Source organism: Actinophytocola sediminis (genome assembly GCF_054779715.1).
On the sequence record NZ_BAAGXS010000010.1, the window covers coordinates 102,886 to 122,774 of the forward strand.

A 19,889-nucleotide genomic window follows, 5' to 3' on the forward strand; every position below is an offset into this window, starting at 1 on the left:
AAGTTATGTCGCGGGACTGGACGAGGACTGGACAGCGATTGGACGGGTGACTCGTTAGTCCTCAGTGGACTGTTCGCTGGCCGCACCTGGCAACTGGTGATGACCGCCGACCGCCGATTTCGCGCCGGCGGCGGGCTATGTTCCTTGCCACGCGGCGAAAGCGGAACAGGGAGGCACGTGCGATGCCCATTCTCCGAAGAGCCACCACGCTGGCCGCGACAGTGGCGCTGGCGACCGGATCCCTGGCCGCCGGCCCTGCCTGGAGCGCGCCCGCCGAGCAGCGACCAACTGTCCTACAGGGCGACGTGACCGTGGACGGTGATGTCGACAACCGCGGCACGGCGCCGCCGTCGGCCAGGCAGCGCACCCTCGCCGGCCAGACCAGCGCCACCGTGCGCTGGAACCGCTACGGCACACCGGGAACGCTGCGCCCGCACGCGACCACGCAGCGCCGGGACGCCGACCCGGTGGCGCTCGCCCGCACGTTCCTGACCGACAACCGGGAGGCGTTCGGCCTGGCCGCGGCGAGCGTCGACACGATGGAGACGCTGGTGAGCCGGCCGATGGGCCAAGGCTCGTATGTCATGCTGCGCCAACGGTTCGGTGAGCTGCCCGCGATCGTGGACGGGCTGGTCACCTTCGGCATCCGCGACGGCGCCGTGGTGTACCTCAGCTCCACCCTGAGCCCCGACCAGACCGCACCCGCACCCGCGACGCTCACCCCAGCCGCCGCGCTCGCCACGGCCGCCGAGGACGCCGGCCTGCCGGCCACCGCGCTGGCCACCCCGCGAGTGCGCCTCGGCGCGGTGCCGATGCCCGGCGCCGCACCGAGGTCGGCCTACCAGGTCGTGGTCATCGGTCGGGACGAGGTCGAGCCGACCGGCTACACCACCTACGTGGACGCGCGAACCGGCGAGGTGTTGCTGCGCGAGGACATCGTGGATCACCAGGCCGATCACGACCAGGACAACCCCGAGTGGGACGTCTTCCCGGCGAACCCACCGGCCGACTACTCCTCGCGGGACACCCGGGTGCGCTGGTGCCAGGTCGACACCCGGGGCTGCGAGCGCGCGGTGGCCACCGCCGACCGCGGCGCCGCGTGGGACCTCGACCCCGTGACCGGCGCGCCGAGCCAGACCTCGGCCGGCAACTCCGCCAGGGCGACCGAGAAGTGGGACGACCTGGCCAGTGGCACGGTCGGCACCAGGACCTCGGCACCCAGCCCCACCCGCGACTACACCCACCCGTGGACCAACCAGTGGTTCACCCAGCGGTGCGACCCCGCGGTGTTCGCCAGCGAGGAACAGAACGACATCGACGCCGCGCTGGTGAACCTGTTCGCCATGCACAACCGGATGCACGACTGGTCCTACCACCTCGGGTTCACCGAGGAGACCTGGAACATGCAGGCGGCCAACGGCGACGCGGGCGGGCTCGGCGGCGACGCCGAGCGCGGCAACGCGCAGGCGGGCGGTCGCGCGGGCGGCGCACCCCCGGACTTCCCGTCCCGCAACAACGCCAACCAGATCACCCCGCCGGACGGGGTGGCGCCGACCACCAACATGTACCTGTGGCAACCGGCTCCCGGCGGTTTCTACCCGCCGTGCGTCGACGGCGACTACGACATGTCGGTGATCGGGCACGAGTACTCCCACGCCATCAGCGGCCGGCTGATCGCCGGTCCGGACCAGGGCTGGTCCGGACCGCAGGCGGGCGCGATGAACGAGTCGCACTCGGACCTGTTCGCCATGGAGTACCTGTACGAGTACGGTTTCCGCCCGCGCGGGGACACCCCGTACGTCACCGGCGGCTATGTCACCGGCGACGCGCGGGCGGGCATCCGCAACTACGACATGAGCCGCAGTCCGCTCAACTACAGCAACATCGGCTACGACCTGGTCGGCCAACAGGTACACGCCGACGGCGAGATCTGGAGTGCGACCAGTTTCGACCTCCGCCAGGCGATGATCGACCGGTACGGCCTCGGTTCGCCGCGCGTGCAGCGCGCCTGCGCCGACGGTGTCCGGCCGGTGGAACGCTGTCCCGGCAACCGGCGGTGGGTGCAGCAGGCGTTCGACGCGCTGCTGCTGACCGCCGGCGGCGCGGTGAGCTACGTCGACCTGCGGGACGCGACGTTGGCGGCCAACGAGGTGCGCTTCGGCGGGGCGGACGTCTCCTTGCTGTGGAACGTGTTCGCCCAGCACGGTCTCGGCCGGGACGCGGCCAGCGACGGACCGGCCGACGCGGACCCGACCCCGAGCTTCGCCTCCCCGACCGCGCGCAACGCGACCATCCGGTTCGCGCCCACGGGAACCGGTGCGCCGGCACGGTTGTACGTCGGTGACTACGAGGCCCGTTCGGTCCCGGTCGCCGACACCGACCCGGCGACACCGCTTCCCGACACCGTCGAACTGGCCCCCGGACGCTACGGTTTCGTGGTCGCCGCCGAGGGATTCGGCAGCACCCGTTTCCAGCGCACGGTCAAGCCCGGCGAGCGCGCCACGGTGGCCCCACCGCTGACCGCCAACGTCGCCTCCGCCAGCCGGGGCGCGGTGGCCGACGGGGACGGCGTGAACCTCGACCGACTCATCGACGACACCGAGGCGACCAACTGGGCCTCGGTCGGCACCCCGGTCGCCGGCCGCAGCGTCCAGGTCGACCTGGCCGGCTCAAGCCCCCAACTGGTCGGCCGGGTCCAGGTGAGCGCGTTGCTCCGCCCGGCGATCACCGGCGATCCCGATCCCGGCGGGCAGAACCGGTTCACCGCGCTGCGCCGGTTCGAGCTGCTCGCGTGTGACACCAGCCGCGGCGCGGACTGCGCCGACGCGGCGAGCTACCGGCGGGTGTACACCAGCCCGGCCGACGCGTTCCCTGCCGACGTGCCGAGGCCGACGGCGCCGGACCTGACCATGCGGTCGTTCCGGATCCCGCCGACCCTGGCGACCCACCTGATGATCCGGGTGCTCACCAACCAGTGCACCGGCGGCCCGGCCTATGCCGGCGACCAGCACGACGATCCGCGCTCGACCAGCGACTGCACGACCGGAAACCCGGCGGTGGCCCAGACTGTGCGCGTCGCGGAGCTCCAGGCGTTCCGGTCGTGACGGTCTACCGGCTGACCGCGAACGACTCGACCTGCGTGCTGGTGCCGTTCCAGGTCATGGTCTTGAGGAAGGTGCCGCTGAACGCGGTCACCTGGCCGCCGGAGCAGGTGACCTGGGTGATGGTGTAGTCGCGGTCCTCGTTGTAGGTGCCCTTGTACGGGAAGTACTCGGAGAAGTTGACCGTCCAGGAGGGGGTGCCGTCCACCAGGTCCGGCGACTCGTCGGGATACCAGTTGGCGTAGGGGTTCCCGTTGTCGTGGGGGTCGGTGACGCTGACCACCGGCTCCTCGGTGATCTCGATGACCGTGTCCCGGGCGTAGGTTCCGCTGTTGTAGGTGTAGGTCTCGGTGCCGGTGAACGTGTCGACCCATGCGGCGGCGGTGCTGCCACAGCCGGCGGAGGCGGACGGGGTCGCCGACGCGGTGGCTGACGCGGTGGCCGGGGCGACGAACAGGGCCGCGAGCAGCGCGGCGGCGATGGAAAGGCGTCTCATCGTCCCAGAGTCCGGCACGCCCCGTCCCGACCGGGAGGGTCTGGAATCCCGACTTGGACGGGAGACCGACACCTGTCACAGCGTACCGAGGCCGCAGGCAGACTGGCCGGGGACGATGGTCATCGCGACGGCAGGCAGGACTGGGTGGGGGTCATGCCAGTCAGGGTCGAATCCGGTAGTTATCCGGGTTCTGATCAATTGTGTTCTGCACGACATGGCTCTTTTTGACGCCTTTGCCGTATACGCCGTTGTCCCAGACTACCTGATACGTGCATTCCAGCCTACTGGGAATATGGGCCTCGGCTTCGAAAATCGCCATGAGTAGCACCTGTTCTTCAGGGCTTCTACCTTGCCAACGTTGGCGGTAGTTATTCATGACAGCCGCAGAGGGCGGCGTACGATCGTAGATCGCCACCACCTCATATTCTACACCTTTGGCCTCATAGTGAACCATTGTCTTGATTGGCTTCTCCACCTCAGGCTCATGATCACGCGTGTTGACATAATCGGTTATTGGCGCAAGATTCCGCGAATTTCCTGGACCGCCTAGGCTTTCACTTAACAGATGCCCCTGCACATAGTAGAAACCGGGACCGCCGCCACCATGAGCCCTCCTCCTGAGGGTGTCTCGCCATGTCTTAGATTCACTGGGCCTCTTTGGCTCACTTCCGATACGGTGTCTTCTTGTCAGCATGCGTGCCCGCATGTACCTACCGAATTTATGACTGGTCGGCCTCTTCCAAATCACCCTCTTGGTACGCGGAATTCCCATGACAACTCGCAGACTCGCGCCGAGACTCTGGACAATTTCCTTCAGATCATCGTACAGTTTATTCAGCTCTTTGCGTCGTTTGATCTTTTGCTTGAATCCCATCTTCCGAACCTTTGATTTGCCCTTCTTTTTCCCTCGGAAGTGCTCATTGATACGCACCTCGATCTTGTCGATCAGGTCGCGGACCTTCACACTGGCGTCGTATACGTCTTTGTCGATCTCCGTATCATGTTTGAGGGAGACAAGTTTTTTTACCTTTTTCGGGTCACTTCGAACCATCAGGTCGGCGGAGCGGCCGGAGCCGTGGAATGTGAGGCTGTGCGTCTCGCCGTCATCCGTCTTGAACGTTGCCCGCACTCGTCGAAGGTCGAGGTCTTCTTCCCAGCCCCCGTCCGGAGCTTCGTGGTCGGGCTTCTTCTTGTCAGGGTCCCGGTCCTTCAGGCGTAGTAACTCCAGCAGTTTGTCCAGTAGCCTCTTACAGGCGATGGTGACGCGCTGAGCCGCCCTGTTCTTCTTGCCGGCGATGTCGGCGGCCGCATCCAGCACCTTCTTGGCTTTGGGGAGCAGGCCGTCCAGTGTCCTGAGTAGCTCGCCGACCCTGGTCATCGCCCTGGCGAACAGGTTGGCCGCTTTGTGAACGGCGGTCTTGGCCGCGTAGGCACCTTCGGTCAGCACGATCAGCGCTACCTCGAAGATGACGCTGCCCGTGATTCTGCCAACGGATTCGCCGAGCGTCCGGTCGGACTGCTTCAGGTATTTCGTCATCTGGTCGAACACGTCCGAGCCAGCGCCGCGAGCGGCCGCGGCGATCTCGCCGATGATTCCGCTGATCAGCCTGATGATCTTGCCTGGATCCATCGGGCCCTTGAGGAACGCTTCGACGGCCGGCCAGATCTCGTTGGCGATCTCGTTCCAAGCCGACTTCATCTCTCTGACCAGGGCTCGACCTCGCTCGGTGAGTGCGGTCAGGGTCAGGTCGCGTACCCAGGCCATGGCGTTCTTGATCATTTTGCCGATGTCCCACAGCATGCGGAACGGGCCGCTGATCCCGTCCCAGAGCCCGAGGAGGAGGCCGCGCCCATAGCCGACGCTGAAATCAAAACTGCCCCTGGTGGCCAGCCTGGAGAATCGATTCGCCATCAGTTCCAGTTGAACCAGGCTCTGTTCTTCCAGCGCACGGTCGACAAAGCCGATCATGGCTTCCCGGAGGACGGCTCCGAGTGGGCCAAGCGCCGGGGCGGGCATCAACCGCAACGCGCCCTGCACCAGGCGCAGCAGGAACTTCAGGATCGCGCTGCGCATGCACGCGGGCAGGGACAGCCAGACGGCGCCCGTGACGATCGCGCCGATGCCGAACGGGTTGCCCACGACCGTGATGACCTTCTTCAGCACGCTCAACAGTTGTCCGGCCAGCCACCGCAGGCGGTTCAGGGCGCGGGCGACCAGGTCCACCAGCGGGCGGGCGTGCTCCTCGACCCAGCGGACCAACTCGTCGTGTCGTTGGCGTAGCCAGGTCACCAGATCCGACAGGGATGCCAGGATCGGGGCGGTGAGCGCACCGGCGAGGTCACGCAGGCCCGTGCCGATCTCGGTCAGGGTGCTGGTCAGCCAGGTGACCCCGGAGGTGAGCGCGTCCTTGACCGCGCCAACGCCGGCACGTAAGTCCGGCAGAACCTCGTCAACGAGGGTGTGGCGTAGCCGGACGAGTGTGTTCGGGTCGCTCAGGTTGTCCCACAGCCACCGCGCGCCCTTGACCACGCCGTAGGCCGCCGCACCGGCCGCGAGGACCGGGCCGGCAGGAGACAGCGCGAGCAACGCCCCGCCCGCCACCTTCAGCGGGGTGGGAATCGTGGCGAGCTTGGACCTGAGCCAGTCCCACACCCCCTGTGCGCGGGCCTGGACCCACTGGATGATGCCGTTGCGGCCCTCGGGACCCTCGCCGATGCCGATGGTGTTCCTGAGCCAGGTCCACGCCGTCGAGCCGAGGTCGCGGATCGGCTGGGTCCTGTCCCACAGCCACTGCGCAACCTGCTGGATCTTCTGCCACGCCGCCGAACCAGCATTTCCGAGCACCGTTGCCACCGGTGCGCCGAGGTCCTCCCACAGACCGCCAAGAAAGCCACCCGCCGAGGACGTCAGGCCCTTGAGCTTGGCGATCCCCCTGTCCTCGGCCGCCTCGATGCCCTCGACAACCTTGACGACGTCTTCTGAGCCGTCGGAGATCTTCTTGCACGCGGTGCTGACGAGCTTAGGCACGCCGGTCCGCATCCACCCGACCAGCCGGCCGAACTGCTTGTTGAGCGAGTCCGCGACGCCGGTGACGGCCCTGACCGGCGCGGTGAGCACCCCGAGCAACCAGTGCAACGCGTTGGCCAGCCGATCCTGCAGCCACGATCCGAGGCCATGCCGCAGGATCGGCACCAGTTCCGGCGCGTGGCGGCCCAGCAACGCCCATGCCTTGTCCGCCATGAACGACTTCGCCGGCCCCAGCATGTTGCGGGCCTTGTCCCAGAAGCCCGACTGTTTCCGAGGTTGCCCGCCGCCGGACTGCGTTGCGGGGGCGGGCTGGCCGAACAGCGCGGCAACCGACGCGTTGCCCTGACCGTCCTGCGCGTTGGCGGCCCACGTCCCCGCTGTCGCCGTTGGTGTTGTCGACCTGCTCAGTGCTCTGGCCGTGGCGGCATTACCGGCCCCACCTATCGGCACGTTCCTCGACGCGGCCACCGGACGGCGCACGGGCGCAGGCACCGGACTCTTGGCAGTGGCCTGGACCGGTCTCCTCGCCATCGCCGGCGCAACCATGAACACCCCCCACGATCCCGCGAAGAGTCAAGCCCTCACGGTTGCATGCAGGGCGTATCCAATCCATCACCACAGCGTCACCCGCCCGACCGCGATCCCGAGCGACGGCAGCAATCGGGCGAAAACCCTACCCGGCCACCTCACGCAGAACACCACGGACCTGATCGCCCAGTCGAACGGTCCGTCGCTGGTATCTCCTGTGCCAGCGGGTGGCGTTCATGTCGCGCCCTCCATTTCCGTGGCAATCTCCGCGATGCGCCTCGTCGAGGCCGCCGGGCTGATCGCGATCTCGCGGAGCCGATCCACGGCCCCTCGGTATGCCTGCACGTCGTCGGCGTTCGGCACGAACGCTCCCGAGCTGTAGTGCTCGAAGTGGACGACCGGCGGCGCGTCCGGGAAGTCGTACAACACGAACGGCCCGGCGAACCCGGGATGCCAGCCGACGCGCAGCGGCACCACGCGCACGGTGATGTTCTTCCGCCATGTCGCCCAGCCAACGGAGTTGCTCGGCCAGCACCTCCGTGCCGCCGATCACCTCCCGCAGGGCGACCTCACAGATCAGCGCCTCGAACAGCACCGGGGCGTTGCGACGCGTGATGACCTCACGCCGGCCGTTGCGGACCATCACCCGCGACTCGACATCGCCTTCGGACAGGCCGCTCGCCACCGCGGTGGCGCGGGCGTACTCCGAGGTCTGCAGCAGGCCGGGGATGATCATCGGCGTCCATTCAACGATCGCCGACGCCGCGCGTTCGCATTCCCACGCGCCCGCGAGTTGCTGGGGAATGCCCAGCATGCCCACGGTGAGCCAGTTCGGCTCGGCCGCGTGGCGGGCGAGGTCGAGGACACGGTCCCTCTCCTCGCCCACGACTCCCAACACCGCGAGGAACGCGGCGACATCCTCGACGGCGGGGACACGCCGGAAAGCGGTGTCCAGTAACGGGCAACCGACCGGAGGCTGGGCGCGAAGCACCGGTGCAGCGAAGGGCTCCTTCGCTGCGCCCAGCGCAGTGAAGGGACCCTTCGCTGCGTCCGGGTCAGGGGAGGTGCCAGACCTGGTTGCTGCCGGCGAAGCAGTCCCACAGCTGTAGCCGGGTGCCGTCGGCCGAGCTCTGGTCGGTGGCGTCCAGGCAGCGGCCGGACACCGGGTTGCGCAGCGTGCCGTTGGTCTGCGCCTGCCAGGTCTGGGCGCCGGTGCCGTTGCAGGTCCACAGCTGGATCAGGGTGCCGTTCGCGGTGCCCGCGCTGGCCGCGTCCAGACACTTGCCCAGCGCGCGCACCGTGCCGTCCGAACCGACCGTCCAGCTCTGGGCGTTGGTGCCGTTGCAGGTCCACAGTTGCACGGCGGTGCCGTCGGCCGAACTGGCGCCGGCCACGTCGACGCACTTGCCCGCGATACCGGTGATCTGCCCGGACTCACCCGGCGGCTGGCCACCGCCGGTCGCCACCTCGTAGATCGCGCTCACCAACGACGTCGCGCCGGTGGTGTCCTGCGACAGCTCCCAGTTCATGATGCCGCCCGCGTTGGCCATCGCCCACTCGGTCTTGCGCCGGATGGTCGGCAGACCGTTGTAGCACTGCTGGGCCCCACCGACGCTGACACAGTCCCGGTTGGCGTTGGCCGGGTCCATCGCCACCAGCTGGGCATAGGTGTAGTAGTTGGGGCGACTGTAGAACGGCACCCCGAGCACGGTCTTGTTCGCCGGCAACCCTCGGGACTTCCAGAGGTTCGCCGACTCGATCGACCAGTCGTAGTTGGCGTGCGGACTACCACCGTCGTAGGCCATGATGTTGAGGAAGTCGACGTAGCCGAACACCGCGGGCTGCACACCGCTCGCCGTGCCACCACCGGAGACCACCGCCGCGGTCAGCAGTTTGCCCGCGCCGTGCATGGCGCCGCTCAACTGCTGCATCAGCGCGGTGAAGTTGGTGGCCGACGCGCCGGGATGCGGGTACTCCCAGTCGATGTCCACGCCATCGAGGTTGTACTGGTTGACCACACCGACCAGGCTGTTGACGAACGTGGTGCGACTGCCGGCGTTGGCCGCGAGCGCCTCGAAGGCCGAGTCGTTGCCGTCGTTCCAGCCGCCGACGGCCAGCAGGACCTTGACCCCGTTGGCGTGCCCGAGGCTCACCAGCGACGAGAGCTTGCCCGGATCGGGATCGCCTGCAGGGTGCCGTTGGCATTCGGCAACGCGAACGCGTAGTTGATGTGGGTGAGCTTGCCGTACTGCACGGCGTTGACGCTGCCCGACCAGGACGGCAGGTAGCCGACACTGCGAAAACCGTTGGGCAGTACGGTCGCGGCGGCGGGCGCCGCGGTCACCACCATGGCCGCGAGCGTGCACAGCACAGCGAACAGGGCGAATGGACGGATCGGTCTCATGGGTCACCTTCCGGGGCAGGGGACAAAGGTGTGCAGACCCAGTATTTGGTCTAGACCTATCCGGCGCAAGCGGTACGCGCCACCGGGCTCAGGCCGGCGGCGCGAGCACCACCGCGGAGTTGTGCCCGCCCATCCCGATCGAGGACTTGACCGTGATCCCACCGGTGATCGGCGTCGGACCGTCGAGCAGGTTGGGATGTCCGGCGGCGATCGTCGGCGGCGCGGGAATCACCCCCCGGTCATATCCCAGCGCACTCACCGCGATCTCGATCGCCGACGCCGCGCTCTGGCAGTGACCGGTCAACGGCTTGACCGAGAAAACACCGATGTCGTCCGGGAAGATCTGCGCCAGCACGGCGGTCTCGGCCCGGTCGCACTGCTCGGTGCCCGGCCCGTGCGCGTTGAAGTACCGCACGTCCGACGCCGCGACCCCCGCGGTCGCCAGCGCGTCCTGGACACAGCCGAGGATGTGGGTGAGCGCCGGGTCGATGGAGGTCACGTGATGGGCGTCGTGGGACATCGCCCCGCCGAGGGTCAGCGCGTAGGGCCGTTCGGCGCGCGCGGACAGCACGAACGACACCGACGCCTCGCCGACCACGAAGCCCCGGCTACCCTCCTGGAACGGCCGGCACGCCACCAACGGCTCCTCGTCGACCACCGCGACGCCGAGGCGGACGAAGTGCGCCACGTTCTCCGGAGTGAGCGACAGATCGGTCGCCACGAACACCACGTCGTCGACCACGCCGGCGTCCAACCAGGACTTGGCGGTGATCAGGCCGGCGTTACCCGACGCGCACATCGCCGAGACGGTCATCGCCGGGCCGTGGAAGTCGTACTCGCGCATGAGCATGGTCATCGGCGTGGACGGCATCAGCGCCAGGAACTCGTGCACCGGCAGCGTGCCGTCGTGGGTGGTGTAGAACTCCCGCCACAGCTCGACCTCGCCGAGCACCACCGCGTGCAGCAGGCCCACCCGCCTGCCCGGCCGCCAGCCGCGCGCGCCGGCGTCGGTGATGGCCTCGCGCGCGGCGGCGCGCATGGCCCTGGCGAACCTGGTCTGGCCGTCCTCCTGGTCACCGCCGTCGGGCACTCTGGCCGCCCACACCAGGTCGTCCGCGCCCTGGCCGAGACCGGCGGTCGCCCGTGCGGCGGGTTTGCCGGACACCAACCCGTCCCACAGGGCCGCGCGACCCCAACCGTATCCGCTGACGGCACCGACTCCACAGATGCCGATCTGCTGGGCAATCATTCACTGTCCTCCCCAAATTCCGAGGACCGGTACACACAATGTGACCACCACCGGGGACCACGACGGGAACGGCGACCTGACCGGCGCCGACCCCCTAATGATAACCGCGCTACTAGGGTGGGAGGGTTCGAACGTGACGGGGCCAATCCACATTGGTCACACACAAGGAATCGGGAAAGCACATGGGGCCTGGTGGCCAGGAGATGAGCGGGCTGATGGGCGGCACCGGAGTCGACCATGCGCTGGTAACGGAACTGGGCCTTTCGGCCGAGTCGGCCGTCGCCTGGACGTTGGATCTCACGTCGGGAGCGATCTCCTGGATGCCGGGGCTGGACGCGATGATCGGTCTGCCGGGCGCGGAGGACACGCTTGTTCGCCGCCAGTTGACCGAACTGGTGAACCCGTTGATCACCGCCTCCAGAACCGCCCCGGAATGGCAGGGATTCGAGCTTGAGCAGTCCTGTACCGCCCAGGACGGCACCGTCCGGCGGATCAAGTTCCGGGCCCGAATTTCCACACTTTCCGAACACCGCAACCTGTTCGGCATCGCGACCGACGTGAGCAGCAGCCACCAACAGCGGCAGGCGTTGCACGATCTGACCGACCGGTACCGGCTGCTGGTCGACCTGACCCCGGACGCGATCGTGGTGCACCAGGCCGGCCGGGTGGTATACGCCAACCCGGCGACCGTGCGGTTCGCCAGGGCGGCGTCGGTCGACGAGATCGTGGGTCGACCCATCCTCGAGTTCGTGCACCCGGACTCGCTGACCGACCTGCTGGAGCGCATCGCCGAGCTGGATGAGCCGGGGGCGACCAGCGAGGCCCAGGACACCGTGCTGCTGCGGGTCGACGGCGGCACGATCCCCGTCGAGTCGGTCGCGGTCCGCGTCACCTGGGAGGGCAAGCCCGCCTACCAGGTGATCATGCGTGACGTGTCGGCCCAGAAGGCCGCCGAGGCCGCGCTGCGCTACCAGGCCGCGCTGGTCGCGCACGTCAGCGACGCCCTGGTGGCCACCACCGAGGACGGCGTGGTGACCAGCTGGAACCCCAGCGCCGAGGTCGTCTACGGGCACCGCGCCATCGACGCGATCGGGCAGCCGATCCGCCAGCTGGTCGGCGCGCCGCTGGACCCGGCCGCGATCCTCGAGGCGGGCGGGGTGGTCCAGGCCGTGCACCGCGGCTGCGACGGCGGCATGCTCGCGGTCCGGGTCTCGGTGGCCCGGATGGACGGCGGCTACGTGCTGATCTGCGCCGACGAGACCGCCCGCCGGCGCGCCGAGCAGCACTTCACCTCGGTGGTCGCGGCCATCGAGGAGGGCGTGATCGTCATCGGCGCGACCGGCCGGGTCGACTCGGTGAACCCGGCCGCGGAGCGCATCCTCGCCATCACCGAGCAGCAGGCACTCGGCCAGCCCTCCTCACTGGCCGAGATGTACGACGAGACCGGCGCGCGGCTGCCACCGGCGCGCTACCCCACGGTGCACACCCGGCGCACCGGGCGGCCCCGCAACGGCCAGATCGTCTGCGTCGCCCGCCCGGACGGCAGCCGGGTGTGGCTGTCGGTCAGCTGCCGGGCGCTCAACCCCGACGACGAGCCGCCGGTGGACGTGGTGGTGTCGATGACCGACATCACCGAGCGGCGGATGATCGACGGCCGGCGGGAGTACGAGGCGACCCACGACGCGCTCACCGGGTTGTTCAACCGGACGGTCGCCATCGCCCGGCTCAGCCGCGCCACCCGCGCCGGCCACGCCGGGATGACCGCCGTGCTGTTCATCGACCTGGACAAGTTCAAGGTCATCAACGACTCGCTCGGCCACGGTGTCGGCGACAAGGTGCTGCAGACCCTCGGCGCCCGGCTGCGCGGCACCACGCGCGAGGACGACATCGTCGGCCGGCTCGGCGGCGACGAGTTCGTGGTGATCACCCACGGCATCGACGGTCCCGCCGCGGCCACCGGCCTGGCCGAGCACATCCGCACCGAGCTGAACCGGCCGGTCGCGGTGGACGGCCGCAACCTGCACATCGACGCGAGTGTCGGCATCGTGATCGCCGAACCGGGCGACACCCGCGAGGGTGAGGACCTGCTCCGGGACGCCGACCTCGCGATGTACGAGGCGAAGACCAGGGGCCGGGGGCGGTACGCGTTCTTCGACGTCGACCTTCGGGAGCGCACCCAGCGCAGGCTGCAGCTGGAGCAGGACCTGCGCGGAGCACCCCGCAAGGGCCAGCTCTGGTTGGCCTACCAGCCGATCGTCGATCTGCGGACCGGGAAGACCGCGCTGGTCGAGGCGCTGCTGCGGTGGAACCATCCGCGCTACGGGCTCATCTCCCCCGCCGAGTTCATCCCGCTGGCCGAGGACAGCGACCTGATCAACATCATCGGCAGCCACATGCTGCGCACCGCGACCGAGGAGATTCTCGTGCTGCGGGAACGGCATCCCGACCTCCAGCTCACGGTGAACCTCTCCGCCCGCCAGCTCGACGACCCCACGCTGGTGCCCGCCGTGCAGGAGGTGACGCTGGCCTCCGGCCTGCCGCCGAGCGCGCTGTGCCTGGAGATCACCGAGAGCGCGCTGATGCGCGACCCGGCCACCGCCGCCCGCACCCTGGCCGCGGTGCGCGACTTCGGCGCCCGGCTGGCGATCGACGACTTCGGCACCGGGTACTCCTCGCTCGCCCAGCTGATGACCCTGCCGCTGGACACCCTCAAGATCGACCGCACGTTCGTCGCCGGCCTTGGCCAGTCCAAGGACGCGGAGGCGATCGTCACCAGCATCATCGCGATGGCCCACGCCGTGGACCTCACGGTGATCGGGGAGGGCGTCGAGCACGAGCACCAGCTCAACATCCTGCGCGACCTCGGTTGCGACCAGGCCCAGGGCTTCTACCTCGGCCGCCCGGTGCCCGCCGCCGAGTTATAGCCCTGCCGAGTGATAACCCCGCTGGGGACTTTCTGCTCCGGCGACAGGAGAGGAGGATTCGACCGGGATCGCACCCTCGCGGGTTGAGGTGAGGACACTGGACGAGGACTACGCCAGTACCGGCCGCCTCGATGAGTTGCGCCGCACCGAGTACGGGTATCTCGACGAGCAGGGGCACGTGTACCTGGACTACACCGGCGCCGGGCTGGCCGCCAGGTCGCAGCTGCGCGCGCACCGGGATCGGTTGGCCGGCACGCTGTTCGGCAACCCGCACTCGGTCAACCCGACGAGTGCCGCGGCCACCAGGCTGGTCGAGCACACCAGGGCCAGGGTGCTCGCCCACCTCAACGCGGACCCGGCGGAGTACGTCGCGGTGTTCACCGCCAACGCGACCGGCGCCGCCCGGCTCGTCGGCGAGGCGTATCCGTTCTCCGGTGAGACGCGCCTGGTGCTGACCTTCGACAACCACAACTCGGTCAACGGGTTGCGTGAGTTCGCCCGCCGCGCCGGCGCGGCGACCGACTACGTGCCGGCCGCGGCGCCCCAACTGCGGGTCGACCAGGACGTACTGGTCGCCGAGCTGACCGGCGGCCGGCGCGGGTTGTTCGCCTATCCGGCGCAGAGCAACTTCAGCGGCGTGCGCCATCCGCTCGACTGGATCGAGCTGGCCAGCGGGCTCGGCTACGACGTGCTGCTCGACGCCGCGGCCTACCTGCCGACCGCGCGGCTTGACCTGGCGCTGACGCACCCGGACTTCGTGATCGTGAGCTGGTACAAGCTGTTCGGGTACCCGACCGGCGTCGGCTGTCTGGTGGCGCGGCGGGCCGCGCTGGCCAAGCTCACCCGCCCGTGGTTCTCCGGCGGCACGATCACGGCGGTCACCGTCGGCCTGCCGTGGCACGCCATGGCACCCGACGAGTCGGCGTTCGAGGACGGCACGCTGAACTTTCTGTCCATTCCGGACGTCCACTTCGGACTCGACTGGCTGGCGGGGATCGGCGTCGAGCTGATCGGCACCAGGGCGCGGTGGCTGACCGGCTGGCTGCTGGAGCGGCTGATCTCGTTGCGCCACAGCGACGGCAGCCCGATGGTCGTGGTGTACGGGCCGCCGGACACCGACGCCCGCGGCGGCACCATCGCGTTCAACCTGCTCGACCGCGCCGGCCGGATCGTGGACGAGCGGCTGGTCGCCACCGAGACCTCGACCGCCGGGATCTCGTTGCGCACCGGGTGTTTCTGCAACCCGGGCGTCGGCGAGGGCGCCTTCGGCCTCGACCAGGACCGGCTGCGCGCGCTCGGCGCGTCGACTCCCGGGACGAACACCTTCGACGAGTACCTCGACCTGCTCGGGCTGCCATCGGCCGGCGCGGTCCGGGTCTCCTTCGGGGTGGCCTCGACCGTCGCGGACGTGGCCCGGTTCGTCGAGTTCACCGAAGCCACCTACCGCGACCGGGTCACCGATCCCGCCGGGCTCCCACCACGCGACCGGTGCTGATCGCGCGGTGACGCCGGGTTTGTAGGATTGACCAGTGCCGGCGGAGTTCAACCTTCTTGGCGAAGTCGAGGTCATCGTCGATGCCGGGGCCGTCGATCTCGGTCATGCCCGCCAGCGATCGGTGCTCGCGGTACTGCTGGTGAACGCCAACCGCCTGGTACCCACCGGCCAGCTGGTCGACCGGGTGTGGGGCGAGCAGGCCCCGCCCCGCGCGCGCAACGCCCTCTACGGCTACATCCACCACCTGCGGGCCGCGTTGGCCGGTGCGGCCGACATCCAGCGCAAGGACGGCGGCTACCTTCTCGAGGTCGACCCGGCCACGATCGACCTGCACCGCTTCCGCACCATGGTCGAGCGGGCACGCGCCGACGAGGACGAGCGGCGCGGCCGGACCCTGCTCGGTGAGGCGCTCGGGCTGTGGCGTGGGGAGGCCTTCGCCGGGGCGAGCACGCCGTGGCTGGCCACCGTCCGCGACTCGCTGGAACACGACCGGCTGGAAGCCAGGCTCGAACACCACGAGCTCGCGCTGCGCCACGACCACCACACCGCGGTACTGCCCGATCTACGCGCCCTGGCCGAGGAACACCCGCTGGACGAACGGATCGCCGGCCAGCTCATGCGCGCGCTGCACCGCGCCGGCCGCTCCGCCGCCGCGCTCGACCACTACCACCAGCTGCGCCGGCGGCTGGCCGACGAGCTCGGCGTCGACCCGGGCGCGCGGGTCCAGGAGGTGTTCCGCCTCCTGCTGGCAGGCGAACCCAACCCAGCCCCGCCAGCCACCGAATCCCACCTCCCCGAAACCCAGGCCGCCCAAGCCCAACCTGCCGAGCCAGCCGAACCTCAGCCAGCCAAACCTCAGCCGGCAGAACCGCCGCCGGCGGAACCGGCACCGAGCCGGTCGCCGGACGCCGGCATCGCCGACAACGTCAGCCCTGGACCGAAAGCGTCGCGGTCCAGAACCGGGGTGCTCGTCTCCATCGCGGCGATCATCATGGTGATGATGGGCGTGCTGGTCGCCACCCAGGTGTTCCGCCCGGAGGACGCGAGCACCGACCCCGGCACCACCACCTCCGCCAGCACGGCTGTCAACTCGGTCGGCGAGCCGGCCGTTCCGGGGAGCCCGCCGCCGCTCCCCCCGCCCGGCACCTACGACTTCCGGCTGACGCACTCCGCGCTGTGCCTGTCCGAGCGGGAAGGCGAGGACAGCGGGCAGGTCTTCCAGAGCGACTGTGCCAACACCGTTCCGGTCTACTCGCTGCGACCGTGGGGCCAGGGTGCCTACCGCATCGCCTCCCACCATCCCGAGTTCAAGGGCGGGTGCCTCGGCATTCCCAAGGGCAAGCGGGATTCCGGCGCCGGCGCCTACGACGACTGGTGCGACACCGGTGCGGCCGAGGAGTTCCTGGTGGAGCCGGTCGGCGTGCCAGCGCCCGGATTCCGGCTGCGGCTGGTGCACAGCGACCTGTGCCTGACCGCGACCGACGCCTCGACGACGGAGTGGACGCCGATCGTCCAGCTCCCGTGCGACGAGCGCGTCGAGGGTCAGGTCTTCGAGCTGATCCCGCCGGTGGCGTGAGGGTCAGGACGGCTGGCGGGGCGCGCGGACCTCGATGAACGCCCGGATCCCGGCGACGATGCCGTCCAACGGCACGGCCATCGTGGTCCTGGCGGCGATCTCGCCGAGTACCTTGGCCGGCAGCTCCGGCATCCCGGTCAGCCCGGTGGCCACCCACGCGGTCGTCCGGCTCGGCACCTTCGGCAACCGGGTCAGGCCGTCGGCGATCGCGTCCAGCTCGGCGCCGGCCAACGCGATCTCCGAACGCACCCCGTCGTCCTCGACCGGCCGGCAGACCCGGTCCTCGGCTCCCTTGCGGTACACCACGCTCTTGGCCGCCGGCAGCACCACCAGCGGGTCGGCGCACACCGCGCAGGCGGCGTCGTGCCGGCCGAACGGGCCGCGCACCACACAGCTCGTCCGGTCCGGTGTGGTGCTCAGGAACCAGAACGCCCAACAGGACTGGCAGCAGAACACGTCGGTGGTCGCGCCGTGCCACTGCGCCACGGCGGCGGCCTCCTGCTCCCGCACGAGCCGGTGGGCGAACTCCTCGCGCGCGGCCGTCTCACGTTCGGTGGCCTCGGCGGCCTCGGTCAGCTCGGTGCGCAGCGTGGCGGTGGTGGTCAGCAGCTCGGCGTTGGTCGTCATCAGGTCGTCGACCCTGGCCCGCAGTTCGGTCACCTGCCCCGCACCGTCACCGAGCGCGGCCTGGTGTCGCTCCCGCTGCCGGGCCAGAGCGTGCTCGGTGTCGTCCATCACCTGGTCGACCGCGGCCCGCACCTGTCGGCGCACCGCCTCGCGTACCGGCGCGAACTCGAGAAACCACGACCAGACCCGCCCGCCCATAGCGCAACCGTAGCGACCCGATGCTTGATCGACTATCCGGGCGGGTTCTTCGGCGCGCCGCTCAGCTCACCACACACCCGTTTCCGTTGAGCGAGAACGAGGTCGGTTCCCCGGTGTTTCCGGTGTGGTTGGCCTGGAAGCCAAAGCCGACCGACGTGCTCGGGTTGATCGTGGTGTTGTAGCTGAGTGGACGCGCGGTGAGCGGACCGCTGCTCGGCGTGTAGGTGGCGCCCCAACCCGAGGTGATGGTCTGCCCGCTGGGCAGGGTGAAGTCCAGCGACCAGCCGTTGATCACGTCGGTCCCGGTGTTGGTGACCGTGATCGCGGCGGTGAGGCCGGTGTTCCACGGGCTCACCGCGTAGGACACCCGGCAGCCACCGGTCGGCGGCGGATCGGTCGGCGGCGGGCCGGAGGTGATGCCGAAGAACTCGATGACCCGCGCGGCCTGGCCGCCCTGGGGCAGGTTGTGCCCGACTCCCTGCAGGCTGATCGCCTCGACCGGGGCGTTCGCGCCGGTGCCGCCGTAGCGGGTCCTGGTCCAGCCGGACTGCGGGCTGTCGGTGAAGGCCGGGGTCTGGCTCACGCCGTGCACGTTGGTCCACTGCTTGATCTGCTCACCGAAGTTCGGGTAGCGCAGCGTGGCGTCCTCGGTGCCGTGCCAGGTCTGCATCCTCGGGCGTGGACCGGAGTAGCCGGGATAGGCCGAACGGACCAGGTCGCCCCACTGCTGTGGGGTGCGGATGATCTGGCCGTTGGCGCATTGGCTGTTCCAGGTGTTCGGCGGGGTGGTCGCGAAGCAGGCGAACGGCACACCCATGAAGGCCGCGCCGGCGGCGAACACGTCGGGATAGTTGCCGAGCAGCACGTTGGTCATCATGCCGCCGGAGGAGGCGCCGGTGACGAAGATCCGGCTCGGGTCGGCGTTGTACCGCTGCTGGACGTAGCTGACCATGGACCGGATGCCGACCGGGTCGCTGCCGCCGTCGCGGCGCAACGCCTCCTGGGTGTAGACGTCGAAGCACTGGCCGCTGCGGGTGGCCGACGGGTAGATCACGACGTAGCCGTACTGGTCGGCCAGGCGGGCGAACTCGGTGCCGCTGTGGAACGCCGGGCCGGAGCCGGTGCAGTAGTGCACGGCGACCACGACGGCCGGCTGCGGCGCGACGTTGTCCGGCACGTACAGGTGCATCCGCAGGTTGCTGGGGTTGGTGCCGAAGTTGGTGACCTCCACCAGCGACGCCGCCGACGCCGGTGCCTCCAGCCGGACGAGGGTCGCGAGCACCAGCGCGACGACCCCCAGCCAGCTCAACAACGTTCTCCGGATCATCACGGGCTCCTCGGGCAGGAAACGAGTCACCTTCGATTCTTGTTCCGAAACTTTCCGGAAATCAAGCACCGTGATGTGGACGATTACGACCGCCGTCGCGCCGATTACCGACGCTCAACGGGCAGAAGAGTCAGTGTCGTTCCGGAAATTTCGGACAGCGGTCAGCTGTCCTGCTCTTCCTCGACCTGACGGTTCCAGTCGCGCTTGGTGGCCTGCCACCGGTCTTCGTCGTGGTCGACGCGCCAGTAGCCGGAGATGGACACCCGGTCGCGCGGCACCTCCCGGTCGATCAGCAGCAGCCGGCGCAGCTCCTTGACGAACCCGGCCTCGCCGTGCACGAACGCCTGCACCGAGCCCTCCGGGAACGCGAAGTCGGCGACCGCCCGCACCAGCGCGACCCCGACCCGCTCGTCGCCCCGGTGCAGCCAGGTGACGGTGACCTCGCCGGGGGACTCCAGCTTCAGCTCCTCGTCCGGCCCGGCGACCTCGATGAAGGCGTGCGCTCGCGCGCCGGTCGGGAGCCGCTCCAGGCTGGCCGCGATGGCCGGCAACGCGCTTTCGTCGCCGGCGAACAGGTGCCAGTCGGCCTCGGGCGACGGCGCGTACTCGCCTCCGGGGCCCATGAACTCGATCTCGTCGCCCGGCGCGGCGCGCAGCGCCCACGGCCCGGCGAGCCCGACATCGCCGTGCAGCACGACGTCGACGGTCAGCTCACCGCTGTCGGCGTCCCAGGCGCGCACGGTGTAGGTGCGCATCGTCGGCCGCTCCGCGCCCGCCACCGGGAACAACATCTTGATGTAGTGGTCGGTGAACTCCCCGGCGGTGAACTCCGCCAGACCGGGGCCACCGAGCACGACCCGGCGCAGGTGCGGGGTGAGTTGCTCGACCCGCAGCACCTGTGCGAGCTTGGCCCTACGTCCTCGACGTTCCGTCATA

12 protein-coding genes and 1 pseudogene are annotated in these 19,889 nt (G+C 69.4%); 4 read left to right on the top strand and 9 right to left on the bottom strand.

The annotated features are described in order from the left end of the window. Window positions 1-182: 182 nt before the first annotated feature. Complete coding sequence (locus ACYVIP_RS06430; protein ID WP_460393044.1) at window positions 183-3,104, top strand: M36 family metallopeptidase; 2,922 nt, start codon at window positions 183-185, stop codon at window positions 3,102-3,104. Window positions 3,105-3,108: 4 nt separating this feature from the next. Here the strand turns inward: ACYVIP_RS06430 and ACYVIP_RS06435 are convergent, their stop codons facing one another. The 6 genes and pseudogenes from ACYVIP_RS06435 to ACYVIP_RS06460 all read right to left on the bottom strand — a co-directional run bounded on the left by ACYVIP_RS06435 (window position 3,109) and on the right by ACYVIP_RS06460 (window position 10,806). Next, window positions 3,109-3,597, bottom strand: a complete 489-nt coding sequence (locus ACYVIP_RS06435; protein WP_460393046.1) for a hypothetical protein — start codon at window positions 3,595-3,597, stop codon at window positions 3,109-3,111. Between the two features lie 160 nt (window positions 3,598-3,757). After that, window positions 3,758-7,177, bottom strand: a complete 3,420-nt coding sequence (locus ACYVIP_RS06440; protein ID WP_460393048.1) for a DNA/RNA non-specific endonuclease — start codon at window positions 7,175-7,177, stop codon at window positions 3,758-3,760. A gap of 210 nt (window positions 7,178-7,387) precedes the next feature. Further along, window positions 7,388-8,144, bottom strand: a pseudogene (locus ACYVIP_RS06445) (DUF5753 domain-containing protein). A gap of 64 nt (window positions 8,145-8,208) precedes the next feature. After that, window positions 8,209-9,306 carry a glycosyl hydrolase family 18 protein gene (locus tag ACYVIP_RS06450; RefSeq protein ID WP_460393050.1) on the bottom strand — a complete coding sequence of 366 codons (1,098 nt, stop codon included), beginning with the start codon at window positions 9,304-9,306 and terminating at the stop codon, window positions 8,209-8,211. Beyond that, window positions 9,303-9,557: a hypothetical protein gene (locus ACYVIP_RS06455; RefSeq protein WP_460393052.1), complete on the bottom strand. Its 255-nt coding sequence runs from the start codon at window positions 9,555-9,557 to the stop codon at window positions 9,303-9,305. Before ACYVIP_RS06455 ends, ACYVIP_RS06450 begins: the two co-directional genes overlap by 4 nt. Window positions 9,558-9,645: 88 nt before the next feature. Then, complete coding sequence (locus ACYVIP_RS06460) at window positions 9,646-10,806, bottom strand: beta-ketoacyl synthase N-terminal-like domain-containing protein (RefSeq protein WP_460393054.1); 1,161 nt, start codon at window positions 10,804-10,806, stop codon at window positions 9,646-9,648. Window positions 10,807-11,009: 203 nt separating this feature from the next. Between ACYVIP_RS06460 and ACYVIP_RS06465 the strand changes: the two genes are divergently transcribed. The 3 genes from ACYVIP_RS06465 (at window position 11,010) to ACYVIP_RS06475 (ending at window position 16,801) form a co-directional block, all read left to right on the top strand. Next, window positions 11,010-13,730: a sensor domain-containing protein gene (locus tag ACYVIP_RS06465; RefSeq protein ID WP_460393056.1), complete on the top strand. Its 2,721-nt coding sequence runs from the start codon at window positions 11,010-11,012 to the stop codon at window positions 13,728-13,730. Window positions 13,731-13,818: 88 nt separating this feature from the next. Continuing rightward, a complete protein-coding gene (locus ACYVIP_RS06470; RefSeq protein ID WP_460393058.1) occupies window positions 13,819-15,225 on the top strand; it encodes an aminotransferase class V-fold PLP-dependent enzyme in 1,407 nt (468 codons plus the stop codon). A gap of 34 nt (window positions 15,226-15,259) precedes the next feature. Further along, the gene (locus ACYVIP_RS06475) at window positions 15,260-16,801 is read left to right on the top strand and encodes a BTAD domain-containing putative transcriptional regulator (RefSeq protein WP_460393060.1); all 1,542 of its coding nucleotides are present in this window, start codon (window positions 15,260-15,262) and stop codon (window positions 16,799-16,801) included. Between the two features lie 3 nt (window positions 16,802-16,804). On the opposite strand, the gene ACYVIP_RS06480 is transcribed toward ACYVIP_RS06475, so the two are convergent. The 3 genes from ACYVIP_RS06480 to ACYVIP_RS06490 form a co-directional block, all read right to left on the bottom strand. After that, the gene (locus ACYVIP_RS06480; protein ID WP_460393062.1) at window positions 16,805-17,626 is read right to left on the bottom strand and encodes a hypothetical protein; all 822 of its coding nucleotides are present in this window, start codon (window positions 17,624-17,626) and stop codon (window positions 16,805-16,807) included. Between the two features lie 61 nt (window positions 17,627-17,687). After that, window positions 17,688-18,953: an extracellular catalytic domain type 1 short-chain-length polyhydroxyalkanoate depolymerase gene (locus tag ACYVIP_RS06485; protein ID WP_460393064.1), complete on the bottom strand. Its 1,266-nt coding sequence runs from the start codon at window positions 18,951-18,953 to the stop codon at window positions 17,688-17,690. Between the two features lie 161 nt (window positions 18,954-19,114). Then, window positions 19,115-19,888 (bottom strand): siderophore-interacting protein, encoded by a 774-nt coding sequence (locus ACYVIP_RS06490; RefSeq protein WP_460393066.1) that lies wholly within the window; start codon window positions 19,886-19,888, stop codon window positions 19,115-19,117. Window position 19,889 lies beyond the last annotated feature (1 nt).